This window comes from Rhodococcus sp. JG-3, from assembly GCF_000482405.1.
Classification (GTDB): Bacteria; Actinomycetota; Actinomycetes; order Mycobacteriales; family Mycobacteriaceae; genus Rhodococcoides; species Rhodococcoides fascians.
The window spans coordinates 303,892-321,906 of sequence record NZ_KI519398.1; the positions used below are offsets into that span (position 1 = coordinate 303,892).

At 64.5% G+C, this 18,015-nt stretch carries 18 protein-coding genes; 10 read left to right on the forward strand and 8 right to left on the reverse strand.

The features are described from left to right. The first annotated feature begins 23 nt into the window (after positions 1 to 23). Both K414_RS0102665 and K414_RS0102670 read left to right on the forward strand, forming a co-directional pair. A complete protein-coding gene (locus K414_RS0102665; protein ID WP_032388126.1) occupies positions 24 to 1,286 on the forward strand; it encodes a Mur ligase family protein in 1,263 nt (420 codons plus the stop codon). Continuing rightward, positions 1,279 to 1,989: a glutamine amidotransferase gene (locus K414_RS0102670; RefSeq protein ID WP_027494529.1), complete on the forward strand. Its 711-nt coding sequence runs from the start codon at positions 1,279 to 1,281 to the stop codon at positions 1,987 to 1,989. The genes K414_RS0102665 and K414_RS0102670 overlap by 8 nt, the downstream gene beginning before the upstream one ends. A gap of 32 nt (positions 1,990 to 2,021) precedes the next feature. Here the strand turns inward: K414_RS0102670 and K414_RS0102675 are convergent, their stop codons facing one another. The 4 genes from K414_RS0102675 to K414_RS0102690 form a co-directional block, all read right to left on the reverse strand. Further along, positions 2,022 to 3,029 (reverse strand): type IV toxin-antitoxin system AbiEi family antitoxin domain-containing protein, encoded by a 1,008-nt coding sequence (locus tag K414_RS0102675; protein WP_027494530.1) that lies wholly within the window; start codon positions 3,027 to 3,029, stop codon positions 2,022 to 2,024. Positions 3,030 to 3,181: 152 nt separating this feature from the next. Continuing rightward, on the reverse strand, positions 3,182 to 4,381 hold the full coding sequence (locus tag K414_RS0102680) for an IS481 family transposase (protein WP_027494531.1): 1,200 nt from the start codon (positions 4,379 to 4,381) through the stop codon (positions 3,182 to 3,184). 145 nt (positions 4,382 to 4,526) lie between these two features. Beyond that, positions 4,527 to 5,135: a recombination mediator RecR gene (recR, locus tag K414_RS0102685; protein WP_027494532.1), complete on the reverse strand. Its 609-nt coding sequence runs from the start codon at positions 5,133 to 5,135 to the stop codon at positions 4,527 to 4,529. 9 nt (positions 5,136 to 5,144) lie between these two features. Further along, entirely contained in the window at positions 5,145 to 5,483 is a 339-nt protein-coding gene (locus tag K414_RS0102690; protein ID WP_027494533.1) for a YbaB/EbfC family nucleoid-associated protein, read from the reverse strand. Between the two features lie 132 nt (positions 5,484 to 5,615). Here K414_RS0102690 and K414_RS0102695 point away from each other — a divergent pair, with 132 nt between their 5' ends. Continuing rightward, complete coding sequence (locus tag K414_RS0102695) at positions 5,616 to 6,266, forward strand: hypothetical protein (RefSeq protein ID WP_141214863.1); 651 nt, start codon at positions 5,616 to 5,618, stop codon at positions 6,264 to 6,266. Here K414_RS0102695 and K414_RS0102700 read toward each other — a convergent pair. Further along, a complete protein-coding gene (locus K414_RS0102700) occupies positions 6,263 to 6,697 on the reverse strand; it encodes an SRPBCC family protein (protein ID WP_027494535.1) in 435 nt (144 codons plus the stop codon). The genes K414_RS0102695 and K414_RS0102700 overlap by 4 nt on opposite strands. Positions 6,698 to 6,955: 258 nt before the next feature. Between K414_RS0102700 and K414_RS0102705 the strand changes: the two genes are divergently transcribed. Beyond that, positions 6,956 to 8,401: an FAD-binding oxidoreductase gene (locus tag K414_RS0102705; protein ID WP_045841447.1), complete on the forward strand. Its 1,446-nt coding sequence runs from the start codon at positions 6,956 to 6,958 to the stop codon at positions 8,399 to 8,401. Continuing rightward, on the forward strand, positions 8,398 to 9,714 hold the full coding sequence (locus K414_RS0102710) for a class I SAM-dependent methyltransferase (RefSeq protein WP_027494537.1): 1,317 nt from the start codon (positions 8,398 to 8,400) through the stop codon (positions 9,712 to 9,714). The genes K414_RS0102705 and K414_RS0102710 overlap by 4 nt, the downstream gene beginning before the upstream one ends. A gap of 52 nt (positions 9,715 to 9,766) precedes the next feature. Here K414_RS0102710 and K414_RS0102715 read toward each other — a convergent pair whose 3' ends face one another. Continuing rightward, on the reverse strand, positions 9,767 to 10,549 hold the full coding sequence (locus K414_RS0102715) for an alpha/beta fold hydrolase (RefSeq protein WP_027494538.1): 783 nt from the start codon (positions 10,547 to 10,549) through the stop codon (positions 9,767 to 9,769). 28 nt (positions 10,550 to 10,577) lie between these two features. Continuing rightward, positions 10,578 to 11,510 (reverse strand): oxygenase MpaB family protein, encoded by a 933-nt coding sequence (locus K414_RS0102720; RefSeq protein WP_027494539.1) that lies wholly within the window; start codon positions 11,508 to 11,510, stop codon positions 10,578 to 10,580. 23 nt (positions 11,511 to 11,533) lie between these two features. Between K414_RS0102720 and K414_RS0102725 the strand changes: the two genes are divergently transcribed. From K414_RS0102725 to K414_RS0102735, 3 genes are read left to right on the forward strand one after another with little or no spacing between them, the layout of a single operon-like run. Further along, the gene (locus K414_RS0102725) at positions 11,534 to 12,103 is read left to right on the forward strand and encodes a TetR family transcriptional regulator (RefSeq protein ID WP_027494540.1); all 570 of its coding nucleotides are present in this window, start codon (positions 11,534 to 11,536) and stop codon (positions 12,101 to 12,103) included. A gap of 28 nt (positions 12,104 to 12,131) precedes the next feature. After that, positions 12,132 to 12,392, forward strand: a complete 261-nt coding sequence (locus K414_RS0102730) for an acyl-CoA-binding protein (protein ID WP_027494541.1) — start codon at positions 12,132 to 12,134, stop codon at positions 12,390 to 12,392. 48 nt (positions 12,393 to 12,440) lie between these two features. Continuing rightward, on the forward strand, positions 12,441 to 14,807 hold the full coding sequence (locus tag K414_RS0102735; protein ID WP_027494542.1) for an FdhF/YdeP family oxidoreductase: 2,367 nt from the start codon (positions 12,441 to 12,443) through the stop codon (positions 14,805 to 14,807). 6 nt (positions 14,808 to 14,813) lie between these two features. Here the strand turns inward: K414_RS0102735 and K414_RS0102740 are convergent, their stop codons facing one another. Then, complete coding sequence (locus K414_RS0102740) at positions 14,814 to 15,488, reverse strand: GntR family transcriptional regulator (RefSeq protein ID WP_027494543.1); 675 nt, start codon at positions 15,486 to 15,488, stop codon at positions 14,814 to 14,816. A gap of 123 nt (positions 15,489 to 15,611) precedes the next feature. Between K414_RS0102740 and K414_RS0102745 the strand changes: the two genes are divergently transcribed. Continuing rightward, positions 15,612 to 17,108, forward strand: coding sequence for an aldehyde dehydrogenase family protein (locus tag K414_RS0102745; RefSeq protein ID WP_027494544.1), 1,497 nt, complete (start codon positions 15,612 to 15,614; stop codon positions 17,106 to 17,108). A gap of 2 nt (positions 17,109 to 17,110) precedes the next feature. Further along, positions 17,111 to 18,013, forward strand: a complete 903-nt coding sequence (locus K414_RS0102750) for an oxygenase MpaB family protein (RefSeq protein ID WP_037218826.1) — start codon at positions 17,111 to 17,113, stop codon at positions 18,011 to 18,013. The last annotated feature ends 2 nt before the right edge of the window (positions 18,014 to 18,015 follow it).

An 18,015-nucleotide genomic window follows, 5' to 3' on the forward strand; every position in this document is an offset into this window, starting at 1 on the left:
CTCTTCTGTGCCAGACTCGGCGGATGGCTGAACTGGGTGAGCGCAGACGTATCGGCGCCCGTGGCCGCGTGGCATTACGCGCGGCGGAGCTGGCGACGTGGGCGTCCCGCAAGGCGGGCCGAGGTAAGGGCTCGATGATCGGTGGTCTGGTCGCGCTCAAGATCGATCCGACCATTCTGGGCGGCCTGGGCCGTGGGCGACGCACCGTCATCGTCACCGGCACCAACGGCAAATCGACTACGACGCGGATGACGGCCGCAGCACTGGCCACTCTCGGCGACGTCGCCACCCAGGCCGACGGAGCGAACATGGATGCCGGCATCGTCGCGGCATTGCACGCTCATTTCGACGCGGAGCTGGCGGCCCTGGAGGTCGACGAACTCCACGTCCCCCACGTTTCCGACGCGGTCGATCCCGCGGCGATCGTGCTGCTGAATCTCAGCCGCGACCAGCTCGACCGTGTCGGCGAGATCAATATGATCGAGCGAGCCCTGCGCGCCGGGTTGGCCCGTCATCCCGACACCGTCGTCATTGCCAACTGCGACGACGTCCTCGTCACCTCGGCGGCGTTCGATGCGCCGAACGTCGTGTGGGTCGCAGCGGGCGGCGGCTGGGCCGGCGACTCCGTCAGTTGCCCGCGTACCGGCGAACCCATCGTCTGGGACGGCGAGCACTGGTACAGCACCGGAAGCGATTTCAAGCGTCCGACGCCGGATTGGTGGCTCGACGACGAGAATCTCTACGGCCCCGATGGGCTCGTTCTGCCGATGACATTGGCGCTGCCGGGAAAGGCCAACCGCGGCAACGCAGCTCAGGCCGTGGCCGCAGCCGTCACTCTCGGCGCATCGCCTGCCGACGCCGTCGCAGCCGCATCGGGAGTCGACGAGGTGGCCGGACGCTATTCCACCGTCCAGTACGGATCGCATTCCGTCCGAATGCTTCTGGCCAAGAATCCGGCCGGATGGCAGGAAGCGCTGTCGATGATCGACCCCACGTGCGACGGTCTCGTCATCGCCGTCAACGGGCAGGTTCCCGACGGTGAAGACCTGTCGTGGCTGTGGGACGTGCGTTTCGAGCACTTCGAGGACGTCGCTGTCGTCGCGGCCGGTGAACGCGCGACCGACCTGGGCGTCCGCCTGCTGTATGCCGGTTCGCAGCACACCACCATCGCAGATCCGTTGCAGGCCATCGCATCCTGCCCGCCGGGACGCGTCGAAGTGCTGGCGAACTACACCGCGTTCCGCGATCTCGGTCGCGCACTGGCACGGGAGACCAAGGATGTCTGAGTCCACCGTTCGGATCGGCCTCGTTCTGCCCGACGTCATGGGCACCTACGGCGACAACGGCAATGCCCTCGTTCTCCGCCAGCGACTGCGGATGCGCGACATCGACGCCGAGGTCGTGCACATCACGCTCAACGATCCGGTCCCGGATTCGTTGGACGTGTACACCCTTGGTGGAGCAGAGGATTCGGCTCAGCGCCTCGCGACGCGTCACCTCACCCGATACCCGGGCCTGCAGAACGCAGCTGCTCGCGGTGTGCCGGTACTCGCTATCTGCGCCGCGATTCAGGTACTCGGGCACTGGTACGAGACCTCCGCAGGCGAACGCGTCGACGGCATTTCCCTCTTCGACGTGACCACCGCGCCCCAGGCCACCCGATCCATCGGTGAAGTCGTCACCGAACCCACGCTCGACGGTCTCACCCAGAAGCTCAGTGGATTCGAGAATCACCGCGGCGGAACGACACTCGGGCCTGATGCCTCACCGCTCGCCAAGGTCACGCACGGGGTGGGTAACGGTGTCGGAGACGGACGCGAAGGCGTCGTGCAGGGTTCGGTGCTGGGCACGTACATGCATGGGCCGGTACTCGCCCGAAACCCGGAGTTGGCGGACTACCTACTCGAACGGGCGCTGGGCACTACTCTCGCTCCCCTCGACCTCCCCGAGGTCACGCAACTCCGCAAGGAGCGGCTCCGCCGCACGTGAGTGAAACTTCGTAGCCCACTACGATTTTCCACTCACGACGTGCACCGTTCACAGGGGTACGACGCGTCGTTCCATCCCTCTCTGACCAGCACCTCGCGGACTTCGCGGTACACACCGCACGGGTCTTCGGTCACTTCGTGCCAGCCGTACATCAGCCGCGGCAGGTTTCGTAATTCCGCGGCATTGTCGCGTCGTCGATCGCGAAAACGCCGCTGCTTGGCGGAGTGGAAAGCCTGGCCGTCCAGCCTGACGATGAGGTCGCATATTTCGTAACGAATGTCCTCGAAGAGTTGACGGCCGTCGACGAAGACCGGTGCCTGTCGCTTCCCGGCCGGAAGTCCGTGCGCCTGTTCGACATCGAGCACGTAGCGGTGCTCCAGCGCAGAATGGACCCCGTCGCGCATGAGAGCCAATGTATGCAGAATCGCCTTCAGGTAGCGCATCGGCCGTCGGACCTCGATCTTGCGCGTCATTGCCGCGACGTTCACGCCGCCCGATGACATCGCTGAAACCAGCGTGATCACCGCCTGCCTCGACGACGGTTCCGCGACTGTCAGATCCAGCACCGTGTCGGCAGCGCTCGTTCGCGCCGGATTCGTCTCGACGCCGATGTGGCTCATGGCTCGGGAACGGTGCACGATCACGCCGGGATGAATTTGTTCATTGCTCTCCGACGTGAAGTTCTGCTTGGCGTGTCGCATTGTCGGCGGCCTGCTGATTGCCGAGCACCCGTAGGGAACGGTGAGATGAACCGGCCCAGAACTGACCCGCCGCCACCCCCACTCCTCAGCGGCGGTGGTGTGGCTGAGCAACGCTCCCCGGCCCGCGAACAACAATGCCGCCGACAGCTGCATCTCACGAGTCAGCGGTCCGTTGGTCACCGATATGACTCCACGAAACACCCGGAGCCACTGCCCGGTTTCCACACAGTGGTCGATGGAGTCCTTGTTGACCCCGTTCTCGTGCATTTGTTTCGTGGTGATGATTCCGTGCTGATCGTCCAGTAGTCGCTGCCAGGCACCCGCCGGTCTCGTCCTCATGTATCTCAGGATGGCCGGTTTACGGTGACCGCGTCAGAATCTATCCACAGGCTGTGGATAGACGGGGTCGTGAGTGGAAACTCGACCCCTGCTACGTGTGCTGTCTTGATACATGTGGGACACGGGTGTCTCGATACATGTGAGACACGATTCTAGGCTGCGGGGCGGTGGAGTTGTCCTTGGTAGCGCTTGTCGGTGTTCAGGTGCAAGTGGCCGAGGACTTCTCCGCTGGCCGTGTAGGTGGTGATGTGGTTGCCGTCGCGCAGGACGGTCACGCGAGTGTGTGCGTGGGGCCGTCCGACCGAGATCGTGTGGTCGCCGACGGAGATCACGCCGGAGCCGGAGACGGAGTGGGTGCCGACTGTGGCGTCGACCTGGGCGGGTAGGTGCTGCGGGCCGCCCAGGGTTGTTGCGCGGTTCCATGCCTGCTGCGGGGGCATGTTCACGGCACTGTGGCGGCGGTCGGTGTTGTAGAACGTCTGGTAGCGGTTGCACGACGTCTGCAACTCGGCGGTGGTGGCGGGCCGGGTGGGTTGGTCGGTGAGCCACTGTTTGAAGGTGCGGTGGTGGCGTTCGACTTTGCCGTTGGTCTGCGGGTGGTACGGGCTCGAGTGAATGAGCCGGGCACCGGACCCGGTGACGAACGCGCCGAACTTCGAGCGGCCCTTCGACGCGGTCGCGCAGAATGCCATTCCGTTGTCGGACAACACGATTGCCGGTACTCCGTAGTCGGTGAACGCTCTGCCGATGGCGGTGATGGCTCCGGTGGTGGTCTCGGCGTGGCAGACGTACGTCGCGACGAGGGTGCGGGTGCAGTCGTCGAGAACCTCGAAGACGGTGGCTTTCCCGCCGTCGGCGAGTACGACTTCGGTGGCGTCGATCTGATAGCAGTCACGGGGTCGGGCGTATTGGAATCGGCGGTAGGACGATTTGGGTCGCTTCTTGGGTTCCGGGGTCACCAGGCCGTGGCGGGTGAGGATGTTGTTGATGGTCGATCGGGCCGGGACCTTCCAGCCTTTGCCGGCCCAATCATGTTCGGCGGCAATCTTGGTCAGCTCGTAGCGGATGTTGTCGGCACCGTTGTCGCGGCCCAATTTGCCGCGGAGCGCGATGATGCGGGCTTCGATGGTGTCGGGGGTGCGTGTCGGGCTCGAGCGGGGCCGGCGGGAGTCGAGTTCCCACCGGCCCCGTTCTCGGATCCGGGCGGCGTGACGGTTGGCGGTACTGCGGGAGAGCCCGTGGTCGGCGCAGAAGCCTGACAGGCCTCGTTCGTCGAAGACGTCGGCTCCCTCGATGATCCATGCGGTCAAGGTGGCGTCGAGCAGGTTCATCCGGGCATCCGATCTGGCCATGGATTACTCCATAGCCGGTCTCAGTGCCCCGCAGCATCATCACAGCCCGTGTGTCACATGTCCGTGGACATCTCGTGTCTCATATGTCCCCGGACTGAACACGACCCCTGCTACGAACTTCCACGCACGTGCGGCGAAGCCGCTCTCACATACGACGCCTACCGGTCAGAGCTCGGCCGAGTGTGAGTTCGTCGGCGAATTCGAGGTCTCCGCCCATCGGCAGGCCGGAGGCGAGACGGGTGATGGCGAGACCGGGGAAATCGCGCATCATCCGCACCAAATACGTAGCCGTTGCTTCGCCCTCGGTGTTGGGGTCGGTGGCAATGATGACCTCGGTGACGTCGACGCCGTCGTCCTGAGTTCCGACGCGGGTCAACAACTCTCGGATGCGCAGCTGGTCGGGGCCCACCCCGTTGAGTGGGTCGAGCGCTCCGCCGAGTACGTGGTATCGGCCTTTGAATTCGCGCGTACGTTCCACGGCCTGAACGTCTTTGGGCTCTTCGACGACGCAGATCATGGACCTGTCACGTCGGGAGTCGGCGCAGATTCGGCACAGTTCCTTGTCCGATACGGTCCCGCAGACGATGCAGAACTGCACGCCGTCGCGGATGCGCTGCAACGCGCGCATGAGGCGATCGACCTCGGGTGGCTCGACGGCCAGGAGGTGAAACGCTATGCGCTGAGCGCTCTTCGGACCGACGCCGGGAAACTTTCCCAGCTCGTCGATCAGATCCTGTACGGGACCTTCGTACACTCGTCTCGCCTAGAAGCCGGGTAGTCCGAGGGAGCCGCCGCCGAGACCGCCTGCGAGGGGGCCGAGCTTCTCGCTCGCTACGTTCTGCGCTGCCTTCGACGCGTCGGCGATGGCACCGATCACCAGGTCCTGCAGTGTCTCGACGTCGTCGGGATCGACGATCTTGGGGTCGATGGTCAGTCCGACCACTTCGCCCGTTCCCTTGACGGTCGCGACGACGAGTCCGCCGCCGGCCTGACCGGTGACCTCGGTTTCGGCGATCTCCGCCTGTGCCGCCATCAGTTGCTGCTGCATCTGCTGAGCCTGCTGCAGAATCGAGGCCATGTCGGGCTGTTCACCGGGTTGCACTGTGCCGTCCTCTCGCGTGGGTCGAAGCGACCTCCAGCGTAGTCGCACGGTGTCGGACGACGTTCGACCGCACGATCTGGTTCGACACTCGGCTGAGGTTCCGTCAGTTCTGAGCCCACGTAGCCTGAGGGCATGAACGCGCCGGCGAGCTCGACCCCGCGCAAGCGTCGAGTGACTCCCGAAACCATGGCCGAGGCGGGCATCGCCCTGACGCTGCCCAAGGTGACGGTGAAGTCGGTCGCCGACGCGCTGGGCGTATCGATCGTCGCGATCTACAACAACATCGACGGTCCGGCCGCGCTCAAGGCCCTGGTCGCCGAGGAGATCCTGCGCCGGTGGTCTCCGCCGCTCCCCGGAGACGACGAGCCCATGCACGACGCGTTGCTGGAACTTGCCTCCGCCATTCGCGCGCTGGTTCACCGCAACCCGGGCATCGCCGCGTATTTGATCGGACTGACTCCCAGTTCCGTCGACGCGTTGCGCATGGCCGACACCGTGCAGACCCGATATCGAGTGCGCTACGAACTGACTTCCAAGCAGGCGACGTGGGCCGTCATCACCGTCAGCGAACATGCACTGGCGTTGGCGCAGATGGTGTACAACGCCGATCGCCGCGACCGTGAGTACGACGACGCGATCGCGGCGCGCACCGACCTCGACACCCTGCCGGGGGCCTACGACACGATCGACCGTGGACCCGACGGGATGTTTCTGTGGTCGATGCGCACCGTGGTGGTCGGCACGTTGGCGTTGATCGAAGAGCCGGATTTCGAGCGGGTCTAGATCAACTCGCGGCGCAGGTTGTCGAGGGTCGCGGCCTGGATCTTCTTCAATCCGAGGGGCGCGAACGTCTTCTCGAAGAATCCGCCGATTCCTCCGGCACCCGCCCACTCGGTCGTCGTGGTGACGACGGACCCGTTGCCTTCGGGGGCGACGGTCCAGGTGGTGACCATCGAGGAGTTGGCGTCGCGTTCGGTGATGGTCGAGCCGGAGACCGTGACGGAGGCGCTCACGTTGCGCACTCGCTTCTCGGTGGCCTGCAGGGTCCATTCGGCCACGGTGCCGCCGCCTTGTCCGCCCTGCACCACCCGGTAGTCGCGATACTGCTCGGGAAGGATGCGGGGCCGCACGGTTTCGTAGTCGGCGAGCGCGGCGAGCACCTGATCGGGTGTGGTGGCGATGGTGGCGGAACTGGATGCGCTGACCTGAGCCACGAGAACGTTCTCCTTCGAGTCGATTGGGGTTGCGTTCTCCATCCTGCCTCGCGTCGCTCCCGATGTCGGCACTGCCGCCGAGGGTGTGTGAGGTGGTTCACACAGGATCAGTTGTCGTCGAAAAACACATGCATGATGCAACCATTTGTCCGAATAGTTCTGTTTCAGCCGGCCGATTCGACAACAGTTGCGTGAAGTTTCACCGGACCGTCGGCAGCTTCGGTGGATACCGAGCAGTACGAGATATAGCGTCTACTCGTGGCTTCAGTGAATGCTCTTCTCGGACGACGGCCAGAACCGAGGGAGAGCGGTTACGCAGCGCATCGGTCGGGTGTCGAGAAGTTGCTTCGCAGCTATCGCGCAATACCGACCGACGCGACGGTGCGTCTGGCTAAGAAGACGTCCAACCTGTTTCGGGCCAGGACGACCTCGAAGACGCCGGGACTCGACGTCTCGGGATTGAGCAAGGTCGTCACCGTCGATGCCGCGGCTCGCACCGCCGACGTGGCGGGGATGTGCACGTACGAGGATCTGGTCGACGCGACGCTGCCCTACGGCCTCGCCCCTCTCGTCGTTCCGCAGCTCAAAACGATCACCCTCGGCGGCGCGGTCACCGGACTCGGCATCGAGTCGACGTCGTTCCGCAGCGGGCTTCCGCACGAGTCGGTACTCGAGATCGACGTCCTCACCGGTAGCGGCGAAATCCTCACGGCAACCCCCGAGGGCGAGCACGCGGACCTGTACTGGGGCTTTCCCAACTCGTACGGCACTCTCGGCTACTCGACGCGGCTGAAGATCGAACTCGAGCCGGTACTTCCGTTCGTTGCCCTGCGCCACTTGCGATTCCACGATCTGGACACGCTTCAAACGACGATGGACACCATCGTCGCTCGGCGTGAGTACGACGGCATCGAAGTTCAGTACCTGGACGGCGTCGTCTTCAGCGCCGACGAAAGCTATCTCACTCTCGGGGTTCAGACCGACGAGCCCGGACCCGTCAGCGACTACACCGGTGCCGACATCTTCTACCGTTCGATCCAGCATTCGTCGGACACTCCGAAGACCGATCGGCTCACCATCCACGATTACCTGTGGCGCTGGGACACCGACTGGTTCTGGTGCTCGCGTGCGTTCGGAACCCAGAACCCCCGGATCCGACGCTTCTGGCCGCGCAAGTACCGGCGCAGCAGCTTCTACTGGAAGTTGATCGGCCTCGATCGCAAGTACGACATCGCCGATCGACTCGAGAAGCGCAAGGGAAATCCGCCGCGCGAACGCGTCGTACAGGACGTCGAGGTTCCCATCGAACACACCGCCGGATTCGTACGCTGGTTTCTCGACGAGATTCCGATCGAGCCGTTGTGGTTGTGCCCCTTGCGTCTTCGCGAACCGGCCGCCCCCGGAGCCGATCCGTCCAGGCCGTGGCCGCTGTACCCGCTCGAGCCCAAGCGCACCTACGTCAACATCGGCTTCTGGTCGTCGGTGCCGATCGTGCCCGGTCGACCCGAGGGTGCCGCGAACCGCGCCATCGAGAAGAAGGTCACCGAGTTCGAGGGGCATAAATCGCTGTACTCGGACGCTTACTACACCGAGGATGAATTCGCCGTTCTCTACAGCGGCGAGAAATACAGAGAACTGAAGAAGAAATACGATCGCGAATCCCGATTGCTGGATTTGTACTCGAAGGCGGTGCAGCGCAAATGACGACGTTCAAGGACTCCGGCAATCGCACGGTGAACGGGCCACAGAAACTCAAGATCTCCGAGATCCTCGAGCTGATCTCCGACGGCAACATTCCCCTGCGTTTCACCGCGTACGACGGCAGCGTGGCCGGCCCCGAGGATGCCAAGATCGGCCTCAACCTCAAGAGCCCACGCGGAACCACCTATCTCGCAACAGCTCCCGGCGATCTCGGCATGGCCCGCGCCTATGTCTCCGGCGACCTGGAGGCCACCGGTGTTCATCCCGGTGATCCCTACGAACTGCTCGCGCTGATGGGCGACGAGCTCCATTTTCGCCGCCCGTCGGCCATGACCTTGACCTCGATCGCTCGGTCGCTCGGCTGGGACGTGCTGCGCCCCATCGCTCCTCCGCCCCAGGAGGCGATTCCGCGGTGGCGTCGCATCGCCGAAGGTCTGCGGCATTCCAAGACACGCGATGCCGAAGCGATCCACCACCACTACGACGTGTCCAACAGGTTCTACGAGATGGTCCTCGGTCCCTCGATGACGTACACCTGTGCGGCATTCGAGAACGTCGAGCAGTCTCTGGAGGCCGCGCAGGAGAACAAGTATCGGTTGGTGTTCGACAAACTGGGTCTGCAGCCCGGTGATCGCCTGCTCGACATCGGATGCGGCTGGGGTTCGATGGTGCGCTACGCAGCGCGACGCGGAGTTCAGGTCATCGGTGTGACTCTCTCGCAGGAGCAGGCCTCGTGGGCGCAGAAGGCCATCGAAGACGAGGGTCTTGCGGACCTCGCCGAGGTTCGCTTCTCCGATTACCGCGACGTGCCCGAGACGAATTTCGACGCGATCTCGTCGATCGGGCTGACCGAGCACATCGGTGTCGGCAACTACCCGGCGTACTTCACGTTCATCCAGTCCAAGCTGCGTGACGGTGGTCGACTGCTGAACCACTCGATCACCCGGCCCGACAACCGCGCGCACGCCAAGGCAGGCAGCTTCATCGACCGGTACGTCTTTCCCGACGGGGAGCTCACCGGATCGGGTCGCATCATCACCGAGATCCAGGACGTCGGACTCGAGGTCCGGCACGAGGAGAACCTGCGCGAGCACTACGCGCTGACCCTCGCCGGGTGGTGCCAGAACCTAGTGGACAACTGGGATGCGTGCGTCGCCGAGGCCGGCGAGGGAACCGCCCGTGTCTGGGGCCTGTACATGGCCGGGTCCCGTCTGGGATTCGAGCGCAATGTCGTTCAGCTGCACCAGGTTCTGGCGGTCAAGCTGGGACCGAAAGGTCAGGCCGACGTACCTCTGCGTCCGTGGTGGAACGGTTGAGCCTTGTGAGTGGAACTTCGTAGCAGGCTACGAGGTTCCACTCACATGGGAGCTAGCGACCGGTTGCCCGCAGGATGACTCGGGCGGTTTCGGTCGGCTGGTCCCAGTGCGGGAAGTGTCCGCATTTGTCGAACCAGTGCAGGGTGGCGTCGGGAAAACGCTGCATCGCCACCTCTGCCTGGCTGGGCGTCGTCACTTTGTCCTGACGGCCCCAGCCGATGAGTAGCGACCCCTGCAGGGAACCTTTCGGGGCACCCTGCTGCTTGGGCCCGTGAATCAGCGCCTTCCGCGCCGCATCGAGTGAGGGTGAAGTCTTGGCAGAGAAGCCCTTCAGCTCCCGTTCGACCAGTCCGCTCGGCAGTTTCCACGGCGCGGCCGAGAACTGCGCCAGCGCAGCGGTTCTCGTGATCGGATTTCCGGCCAGGAAGGGCACCAGCGGTTGCGCCCGCTTCATCAGCGCCAGCGATGCCGTGATGGTCGCCCCGAAAACCTTGACCTGACGGTCGTTCCAGAAGCCGCCCGGATCGAGGGCCACCATCGACCCCCGGTGCCCCCGGCGAGCCAGCTCGACGACCATCCGCGCGCCCATCGAGCTGCCGACGAGATCGGCGTCGGACAATCCCTCGCTGTCGAGGTACGCGCGCAGGGCATCGGTCAACGACGCGATGGACACGTCGGCCAACGGCGGCGTCCGTCCGAACCCGGGCAGATCGAGGGCAATGACCTCGCGGTGTTCCGCAAGTGCCGGGACGATCGGATCCCAGTTGCGGTGCGAGGACCCGAGCCCGTGGACGAGGACCAGCGGCGACCCGCTGCCAGTTCTGACGTTGTACATACCCGCGTTGTACCCGGAGACCGGAAACCTACACTTTCGGGCTGTAGTGCGACGGGTGCGAGCGACGCTGTACCGGCGGCAGATTGCGGGCGGGCGTGTGCGCCAGAGGAGCCGATGCCGGCCTGCGGCCCGCGACGCGATCCCAGCCGGCCCGGGCGCGCGGATGGAGTCGGCGACGACGCGGCACCAGCCCGAACGCCAGGTCCACTGCCCTGCCGAACAGTGCGAACCGTCGTGCATCGCGCTCCGACCAGGTGTATCCCAGTAGCTCGCGGACGGGCGGGTCGTAGAGCCCGACGGTGATCCAGACGAACAACGATGCGACCGGGCGGCGCAGTACTGCCCACAGTCGTTCCGGTAGCCAGGACGCGTACGGAGGTGGTCCGAGCGCGGACAGATCCAGTACTCCACGTGCAGCCATGTTGTCTTCGAGCACGTGTGTGCACATGTGCTCCCAGTACTTCTGGAATTCGGCCCAGGTCTCGGGCACCGATCGCATGCTCATGCCGTAGAGCCGATACCACTGCACGTGTTCGTCGAACAATTGCACTTTCTGCGTTTCGGTCAGTCCGCCCATGAAACGGTCGGCGGTGAGCACCGTGCCCATGAAGAACGTCGCGTGTGCCCAGTAGAAGGTGTCGGGATCGAGGGCGTGATACGTGCGCCCTTTCGAGTCGATTCCCTTGATGTCGTTGTGGTAGCCGCGAACCTGGCGGGCGGTTTCCTCGGCGCGGTCGCCGTCGAACACCACTCCCCCGATCGGATACAGGGAGCGGTAGAGGCGCTGCCATCGCTCGTCGAAGAACGTCGAATGCTGTTCGACGCCCGCTCCGAGGCCCGGGTGCATGTTCTGCATCGACCCCGCCCACACGCCCTGCAACATCCCCCGCCAGTCACCGAAGTACTTCCAGGTGAGCGAGTCGGGACCGAGTGGGACAGGTCGATCGAACTGACTACGCATGTTGTCAAAGTAGCCTCGACAACATGCGTGGTCAACAGTTGGAAGAGCGCAGATCCATGCGATACGACGCGTTGCTCGATGCGGGGATCGAACTCCTCGGCGCGCAGGAGGGACCTGCGGTCAACGTGCGCGCCGTGTGCCGCGCAGCCGGACTCACCGAGCGCTACTTCTACGAGAGCTTCACCGATCGCGACACGTTCGTTCGCGCGGTCTACGCCTGGGTAGGGGCTCGGGCGCAGGAGGCCCTGGAGAACGCCGTCGCCGGAGCACCACCGAAGGACGCCGTGGCCGCGCCCGTCCGGGCGTTCGTCGAAATCGTCGTCGACGAGCCTCGGATGGGACGAGTGCTGCTGATCGCTCCGTTGGCCGAACCTGCGCTGAGCCGACGCGGACTCGACCTGCTGCCCGGGTTCGTCGAACTGGTTCGTGCCCGGCTACCCGAGTCCGCCGACCGGCAGCTCGTCGCCGTCGGAACCGTCGGCGCGTTGACGGCTCTGTTCATCGGTTTTCTGGACGGCACCCTCGACGCCACTCGCGACGCTCTGGTCGCGCACTGTATACGCATCCTCGAGCAGGCCGCCGTGCAAGGATGACGGCACCTACAGCCGAAGGAGCTCGTTCATGTCCGATCTCGACCAGTCGTTCGCCGATGCGCAGGTTGACGTCAAGAAGCTCACGTCCAAGCCGAGCAACGACGATCTGCTGCGCCTGTACTCGCTCTTCAAGCAAGGTTCGATCGGAGACGTGACGGGTAAGCGTCCCGGACGGCTGGACATGGTGAACCGCGCAAAGTTCGATGCCTGGGCGAAGCTCGAAGGCACGAGCCAGGATTCGGCGAAACAGGAGTACGTGGATTTGGTGACCGCACTCCTCGCCGGCTGAGCCTACGGCTATGGTCGAGGGCGGGGGTAACGCAACGAAGGGACCCGCATGAGACGCACCGACAGCGACGTCGACGAGGCCGAGCTCGACATCGAGAAGCCGAAGACCCATGCGGCAGGTGCCACCGCCGTCGCGGTGTCGATGAAGCGCGCGCTGGGACACATGGGTCCCAAGCGCACCGCGCAGACGCTCCTCAAGCTGAACCAGGCCGAGGGCTTCGACTGCATGAGCTGCGCGTGGCCCGATCCCGATCCGGGTCATCGGCACGCCGCCGAGTTCTGCGAGAACGGTGCCAAGGCCGTCGCCGAGGAGGCGACGACGACGCGAGCCACTCCGGAGTTCTTCGCGCAGCACAGCATTGCCGAGCTCGATGCGCACACCGAACACTGGTTGGGTCAGCAAGGCCGCATCACGCATCCGATGATCAAGCTCCCCGGCGGCAGCCACTACGAGCCCATCGAATGGGACGATGCGTTCCGTCTGATCGGCGACGAGTTGAAGAGCCTGGCCAGCCCGGACGAGGCCATCTTCTACACCTCGGGTCGTGCGTCCAACGAGTCCGCGTTCATCTACCAGTTGTTCGCTCGGTCGTTCGGCACCAACAACATGCCCGACTGCTCCAACATGTGTCACGAGTCGACGTCCATCGCGCTGCAGGAATCCATCGGCATCGGCAAGGCCAGCGTCACGCTCGACGACGTTCACAACGCCGAACTGATCATCCTGGCCGGCCAGAATCCCGGCACGAATCACCCGCGTATGCTCTCCGCCCTCGAGCTGGCGAAGCAGAACGGCGCAAAGATTCTGTCCATCAATCCCCTTCGCGAAGCGGGACTGCTGAACTTCAAGAACCCCCAGACCCCGCGCGGCATGGTCGGTCCCGGTACCGATCTGTCGGATCTGCACCTGCCGATCAAGCTCAACGGCGACCTCGCTCTGTTCCAGGCCCTCGGGGCGCTGTTGGTGAAGTGGGACGCCCTCGATCACGAATTCCTCGGCGAATACACCGTCGGATTCGACGAGTGGAAGGCACACGTTGCCGAGGTCGATTTCGATCTCGTCACCGAGGTCACCGGTCTGTCGATGCAGCAGATCACCGAGGCCGCCGAAATGCTGCGCGACTCCAAGGCCACCGTCTTCTGCTGGGCGATGGGTCTGACGCAGCATCGCAATGCCGTCGCCACCATCAAGGAAGTCACCAATCTCGCGTTCGCGCAAGGAAACATCGGTAAGGCCGGTGCCGGTTTGCTTCCGGTTCGTGGCCATTCGAACGTGCAGGGCGACCGAACGATGGGCATCTGGGAGCGCCCTCCGGTGGCCTTCCTCGACGCCATGGCGGCAGAGTTCGACTTCGAGCCGCCCCGTGAGCACGGCTTGGACACCGTCGACTCGATCCGCGCCATGCGCGACGGCAAGGCCCATTTCTTCCTCGGCCTCGGCGGCAACTTCGTACAGGCGACGCCCGACAGCGATGTCACGTTCGAGGCGCTGCGCAAGATGCGCATGACCGTGCAGATTTCCACGAAGATCAACCGTTCGCATCTCGTCTGCGGCGAGACAGCTCTCATTCTGCCGACCCTCGGACGCACCGAGAAGGACGTGCAAGCCAGTGGCGAGCAATGGATTTCGGTGGAGGACTCCACCTGCTCGGTGCACTCGTCACGAGGACCGCTGAAGCCAGCGAGCCCGTACCTGCGCTCGGAGGTCGCGATCGTCAGCGGAATCGCCGAGGCGACACTCGGCGACCGATACGGTCTCGACTGGAAGGGTTTCCGCGACGACTACCGCAACATTCGCACGCACATCTCGCGCGTCGTCGCCGGTTGCGAAGGGTACGAGGTCAATGTTCGACGCCCCGGCGGCTTCGTCCTTCCACATCCCCCTCGCGACAGCAGGACGTTCGAAACCAAGAGCGGGAAGGGCGAATTCGCCGTCTCGCCGATCGACGTGCTGCAGGTTCCGCCCGGCCATCTGATTCTGCAGACGTTGCGCAGCCACGATCAGTTCAACACGACGATCTACGGCCTCAGCGATCGGTACCGCGGCATCGAGAACGGCCGACGCGTCATCTTCGTGCACCGAGAAGACATCTCGACGCTCGGCTTCCGCGACGGCGACATGGTCGATCTCGTCACCAAGTGGGACGACGACGACGTGGAACGGTGCGCGCCGTCGTTCCGCATCGTCGAGTACGACACCCCGCGTGGGTCGGCTGCTGCGTACTACCCCGAGACCAATCCGCTGATCCCGTTGGATTCGACTGCGCTGCAGAGCAACTGCCCTACCTCGAAGTCGGTGATCATCTCGATGGTTCCGGCGGGAACAGGAGCGCAGGGCACGTCGAACGGTCATCAGGACAACGAGGGCTCGGACGAGGGACACAAGTCGCACCCCCAGCCGCATCACCTGAGCTGAGCGAACTCAGCTGAACGATCGAACCAGGGTCGCCGCGTCGGTGAACTGATGCCGCATCAGTTCACCGGCGGCCCGGTGATCGGCTCGACGCATCGCCTCGATCAATTCCTCGTGGCCGCGTACCGCCCGCCGTCCCCAGTCGGTGTCGGACGCATGGAGATGCGTCGGGGTGTACTTGACGGCACCGAGCAGAAACCACGCCAATGTGGTGCCGCCTGCGATCTTGTTGATGGCGCGGTGAAACTCGAACTCGCACCGTTCGACGGCATCGGCGGCGGCGCGTGTCACGGCGTCGCGTAGATCGTCGTTGAGGGTGGTCAACTGCTGGAGATGCTCCGCCGTCACCCGCCGGGATGCGCGCTCGGCCAGGGCCGCGGCGATCGTGCCCTGCAACCAGAAGATGTCGTCGATGTCCTGCTGTGTCAGTTCGACGACGCGGTAGCCCCGATGCGGGACCGATTCGAGCAGCCCTTCGCCGCGCAGCGACACCAGCGCCTCGCGTACCGGGGTGGCACTGACTCCCAACTCGGCTGCGGTCTCGTCGATGCGGACGAACGTCCCCGGCTTCAGCGCACCGGCGACGATCCTGCGACGAATGTTCACGGCGACATCCTCGGACAACTGCGGACGTCGCGGAATCGGCTGTTTCGATGATGCCGTGCGCGTGAGATCGAGGCTCATTCCACATCTCCTGCACAGCGGGGCGGCGGGGGTTGTTGCAACGGTGACGGACGCATAGTGTGTCCTGGACAACATTGAATCACATCAAATATATGTGATGCGATCTGCTGGAGGATAGAGCCCGTGACGGACCAGATCGAACGAACGAACGAGAGCACCTTCGAAAGCCTCGATCCCAGAACGGGTCTCGCACTCGCCACGTACCCTTTCGCCGACGCCGCCGAGGTCGAGATCGCCGTGGCCCGCGCCCGCTCGGCCGCCCGGTGGTGGGACGCGCAGGGATTCGAGGGCCGTAAGCGGTGGCTCCTGGAATTCAAGACCGCGATCGCCCGCGACGCCGCGAGCCTTGCCGCCGTCATCGCCGCCGAAACCGGCAAGCCGGACGAGGACTCCCTGCTGGAAGTCATGTTGGGCGTCGAGCACATCGATTGGGCGGCGCGCCACGCCGGCAAGACCCTGAAACAGCGCAGGGTCGGATCGGGTCTGCTCGCCATCAACCAGAAGGCCTACGTCAGCTACCGCCCGTTCGGCGTCGTCGGCGTCATCGGGCCGTGGAACTACCCGCTCTACACGCCGATGGGGTCGATCGCGTACGCCCTCGCCGCAGGCAACACCGTCGTCTTCAAGCCCAGCGAACTCACTCCGGGTGTCGGCGTCTGGTTGGCCGAGAAGTGGCAGTCGCTCGCCGCTCCCCACCCGGTGTTCCAGACGATCACCGGCGACGGTTCCACCGGCACTGCCCTGGTCGAAGCCCGCGTCGACAAGATCGCGTTCACCGGCTCGACCGCGACGGCCAAGAAAGTCATGGCCACGTGCGCGAAGTCGTTGACGCCGCTGATCGCCGAGTGCGGCGGTAAGGACGCGATGCTCGTCGACGCCGACGCCGATATCTCTGCGGCCGTGGAGTTCGCGACGTTCGGCGCGATGGGCAATGCCGGGCAGACCTGCGCCGGAGTCGAACGTATCTACGTCGCCGCCCCGGTGTACGACCGGTTCGTCGCCGAATTCACCAGGGCGGTCAAGGAATTGAAGCCCGGTGGATCGAAGACCTCGTCCTACGGCCCGATGACGCTGGGCAAGCAGAGCGACATCGTCCGCGGCCAGATCGAGGATGCGTTGGCCAAGGGCGGCACCGCATTGGTGGGAGGTCTCGACTCACTGCACGGGCCGTACATCGACCCCGTCGTCCTCACCGACGTTCCCGAGGATTCGACCGCGATCACCGAGGAGACGTTCGGGCCCACCGTCGTCGTCAACAAGGTCCGCGACCTGGACGAGGCCATCGCCCGTGCCAACGCGTCCTCCTACGGTCTGGGTGCATCGGTGTTCACCAAGGACACCGCGGTCGGGCGACGCGCCGCCGAGAAGCTCGATTGTGGTGTCGTGACGGTCAATTCGGTGCTGGGCTTCGCCGGCGTCCCGGCCCTACCGTTCGGCGGAACGGGCGACTCGGGCTTCGGGCGCATCCACGGCGACGACGGCCTTCGTGAATTCAGCACCGTCAAATCACTGACCGTGCAGGGCTTCGCGGCACCGATCGATCTGCTGACGATGAAGCGCAAAGCCCGGAACATGAAGCTCTCGGTGCTGGCGCTCAAACTCCGCCACGGACGAGGCTGACCATGGACATCGCGCCGGGTCGGGGTCGATACGGGTGGTTGCGCCGCGTCGAGGAACTCGACCCGGTCCGCGACTGTCACACCATTCACCGGATCACCGCGGGGTACGAGTTCCCCTGGGATTATCAGCGGGCCCTCGAATTCGCCTTGTTCCGAACCTATTGCGTGCCGACGATCTCCGCTCTGCTGGCCCGGACCGGCGAGTTCGAGAAGCGACCGCAGAAGCGGTACGACGACACCTCGCTGCTGATGTCGGAAATGGTCGAGCACGGATACGACTCCGAACGAGGTCGCGAGTCACTGCGGACGGTCAATCGAATGCACGCGCAGTACGACATCTCCAACGACGACATGCTGTACGTGCTCACGACGTTCATCTACGAGCCCATCGAATGGATCGACACCTACGGGTGGCGTCGCCTGCATCCCAAGGAGCGGCTCGCGACCTTCCACTTCTACAGCGAAGTGGGTAAACGCATGGGCATCAAGGACATTCCAGAGTCGTACACCGAGTTCGCACAGTTCAAGCTCGATTACGAAGAACGCACGTTCCGCTTCAGCGAGGACAACCGTCGCATCGGCACCTACACCCTCGATCTGTACTGCTCGTGGTTTCCCGCCGCGCTCACCCCGGCCGTCCGGCAGGGCGTGTTCGCGTTGCTCGACGATCGGATGGCGAACGCATTCGGCTTCCCCGCCGGCTCACCCATGCTGGAACGGGCCGCGGTGCGGGCGCTGCGGACCAAGGCTCGTGTGGAGCGTTTCCTGCCCACGAGAAAACACTCACGCACGACAGCCGACGCGGGCAACAAGACCTACCCCGGCTATCCCGTCGGGTACAGCCCGCGAGATCTGGGCACCCAGGCCGCATCACCGATTCGCGGTTGTCCGGTAGCGACGACGTAACT

Bases quoted from the DNA above. Each gene is read 5' to 3' on its own strand.
- K414_RS0102665 (WP_032388126.1), top strand. From the start codon at position 24: ATGGCTGAACTGGGTGAGCGCAGACGTATCGGCGCCCGTGGCCGCGTG.
- K414_RS0102670 (WP_027494529.1), top strand. From the start codon at position 1,279: ATGTCTGAGTCCACCGTTCGGATCGGCCTCGTTCTGCCCGACGTCATG.
- K414_RS0102675 (WP_027494530.1), bottom strand. From the start codon at position 3,029: ATGAGGACGAGACCGGCGGGTGCCTGGCAGCGACTACTGGACGATCAG.
- K414_RS0102680 (WP_027494531.1), bottom strand. From the start codon at position 4,381: ATGGCCAGATCGGATGCCCGGATGAACCTGCTCGACGCCACCTTGACC.
- K414_RS0102695 (WP_141214863.1), top strand. From the start codon at position 5,616: ATGAACGCGCCGGCGAGCTCGACCCCGCGCAAGCGTCGAGTGACTCCC.
- K414_RS0102710 (WP_027494537.1), top strand. From the start codon at position 8,398: ATGACGACGTTCAAGGACTCCGGCAATCGCACGGTGAACGGGCCACAG.
- K414_RS0102715 (WP_027494538.1), bottom strand. From the start codon at position 10,549: ATGTACAACGTCAGAACTGGCAGCGGGTCGCCGCTGGTCCTCGTCCAC.
- K414_RS0102720 (WP_027494539.1), bottom strand. From the start codon at position 11,510: ATGCGTAGTCAGTTCGATCGACCTGTCCCACTCGGTCCCGACTCGCTC.
- K414_RS0102725 (WP_027494540.1), top strand. From the start codon at position 11,534: ATGCGTGGTCAACAGTTGGAAGAGCGCAGATCCATGCGATACGACGCG.
- K414_RS0102730 (WP_027494541.1), top strand. From the start codon at position 12,132: ATGTCCGATCTCGACCAGTCGTTCGCCGATGCGCAGGTTGACGTCAAG.
- K414_RS0102735 (WP_027494542.1), top strand. From the start codon at position 12,441: ATGAGACGCACCGACAGCGACGTCGACGAGGCCGAGCTCGACATCGAG.
- K414_RS0102740 (WP_027494543.1), bottom strand. From the start codon at position 15,488: ATGAGCCTCGATCTCACGCGCACGGCATCATCGAAACAGCCGATTCCG.
- K414_RS0102750 (WP_037218826.1), top strand. From the start codon at position 17,111: ATGGACATCGCGCCGGGTCGGGGTCGATACGGGTGGTTGCGCCGCGTC.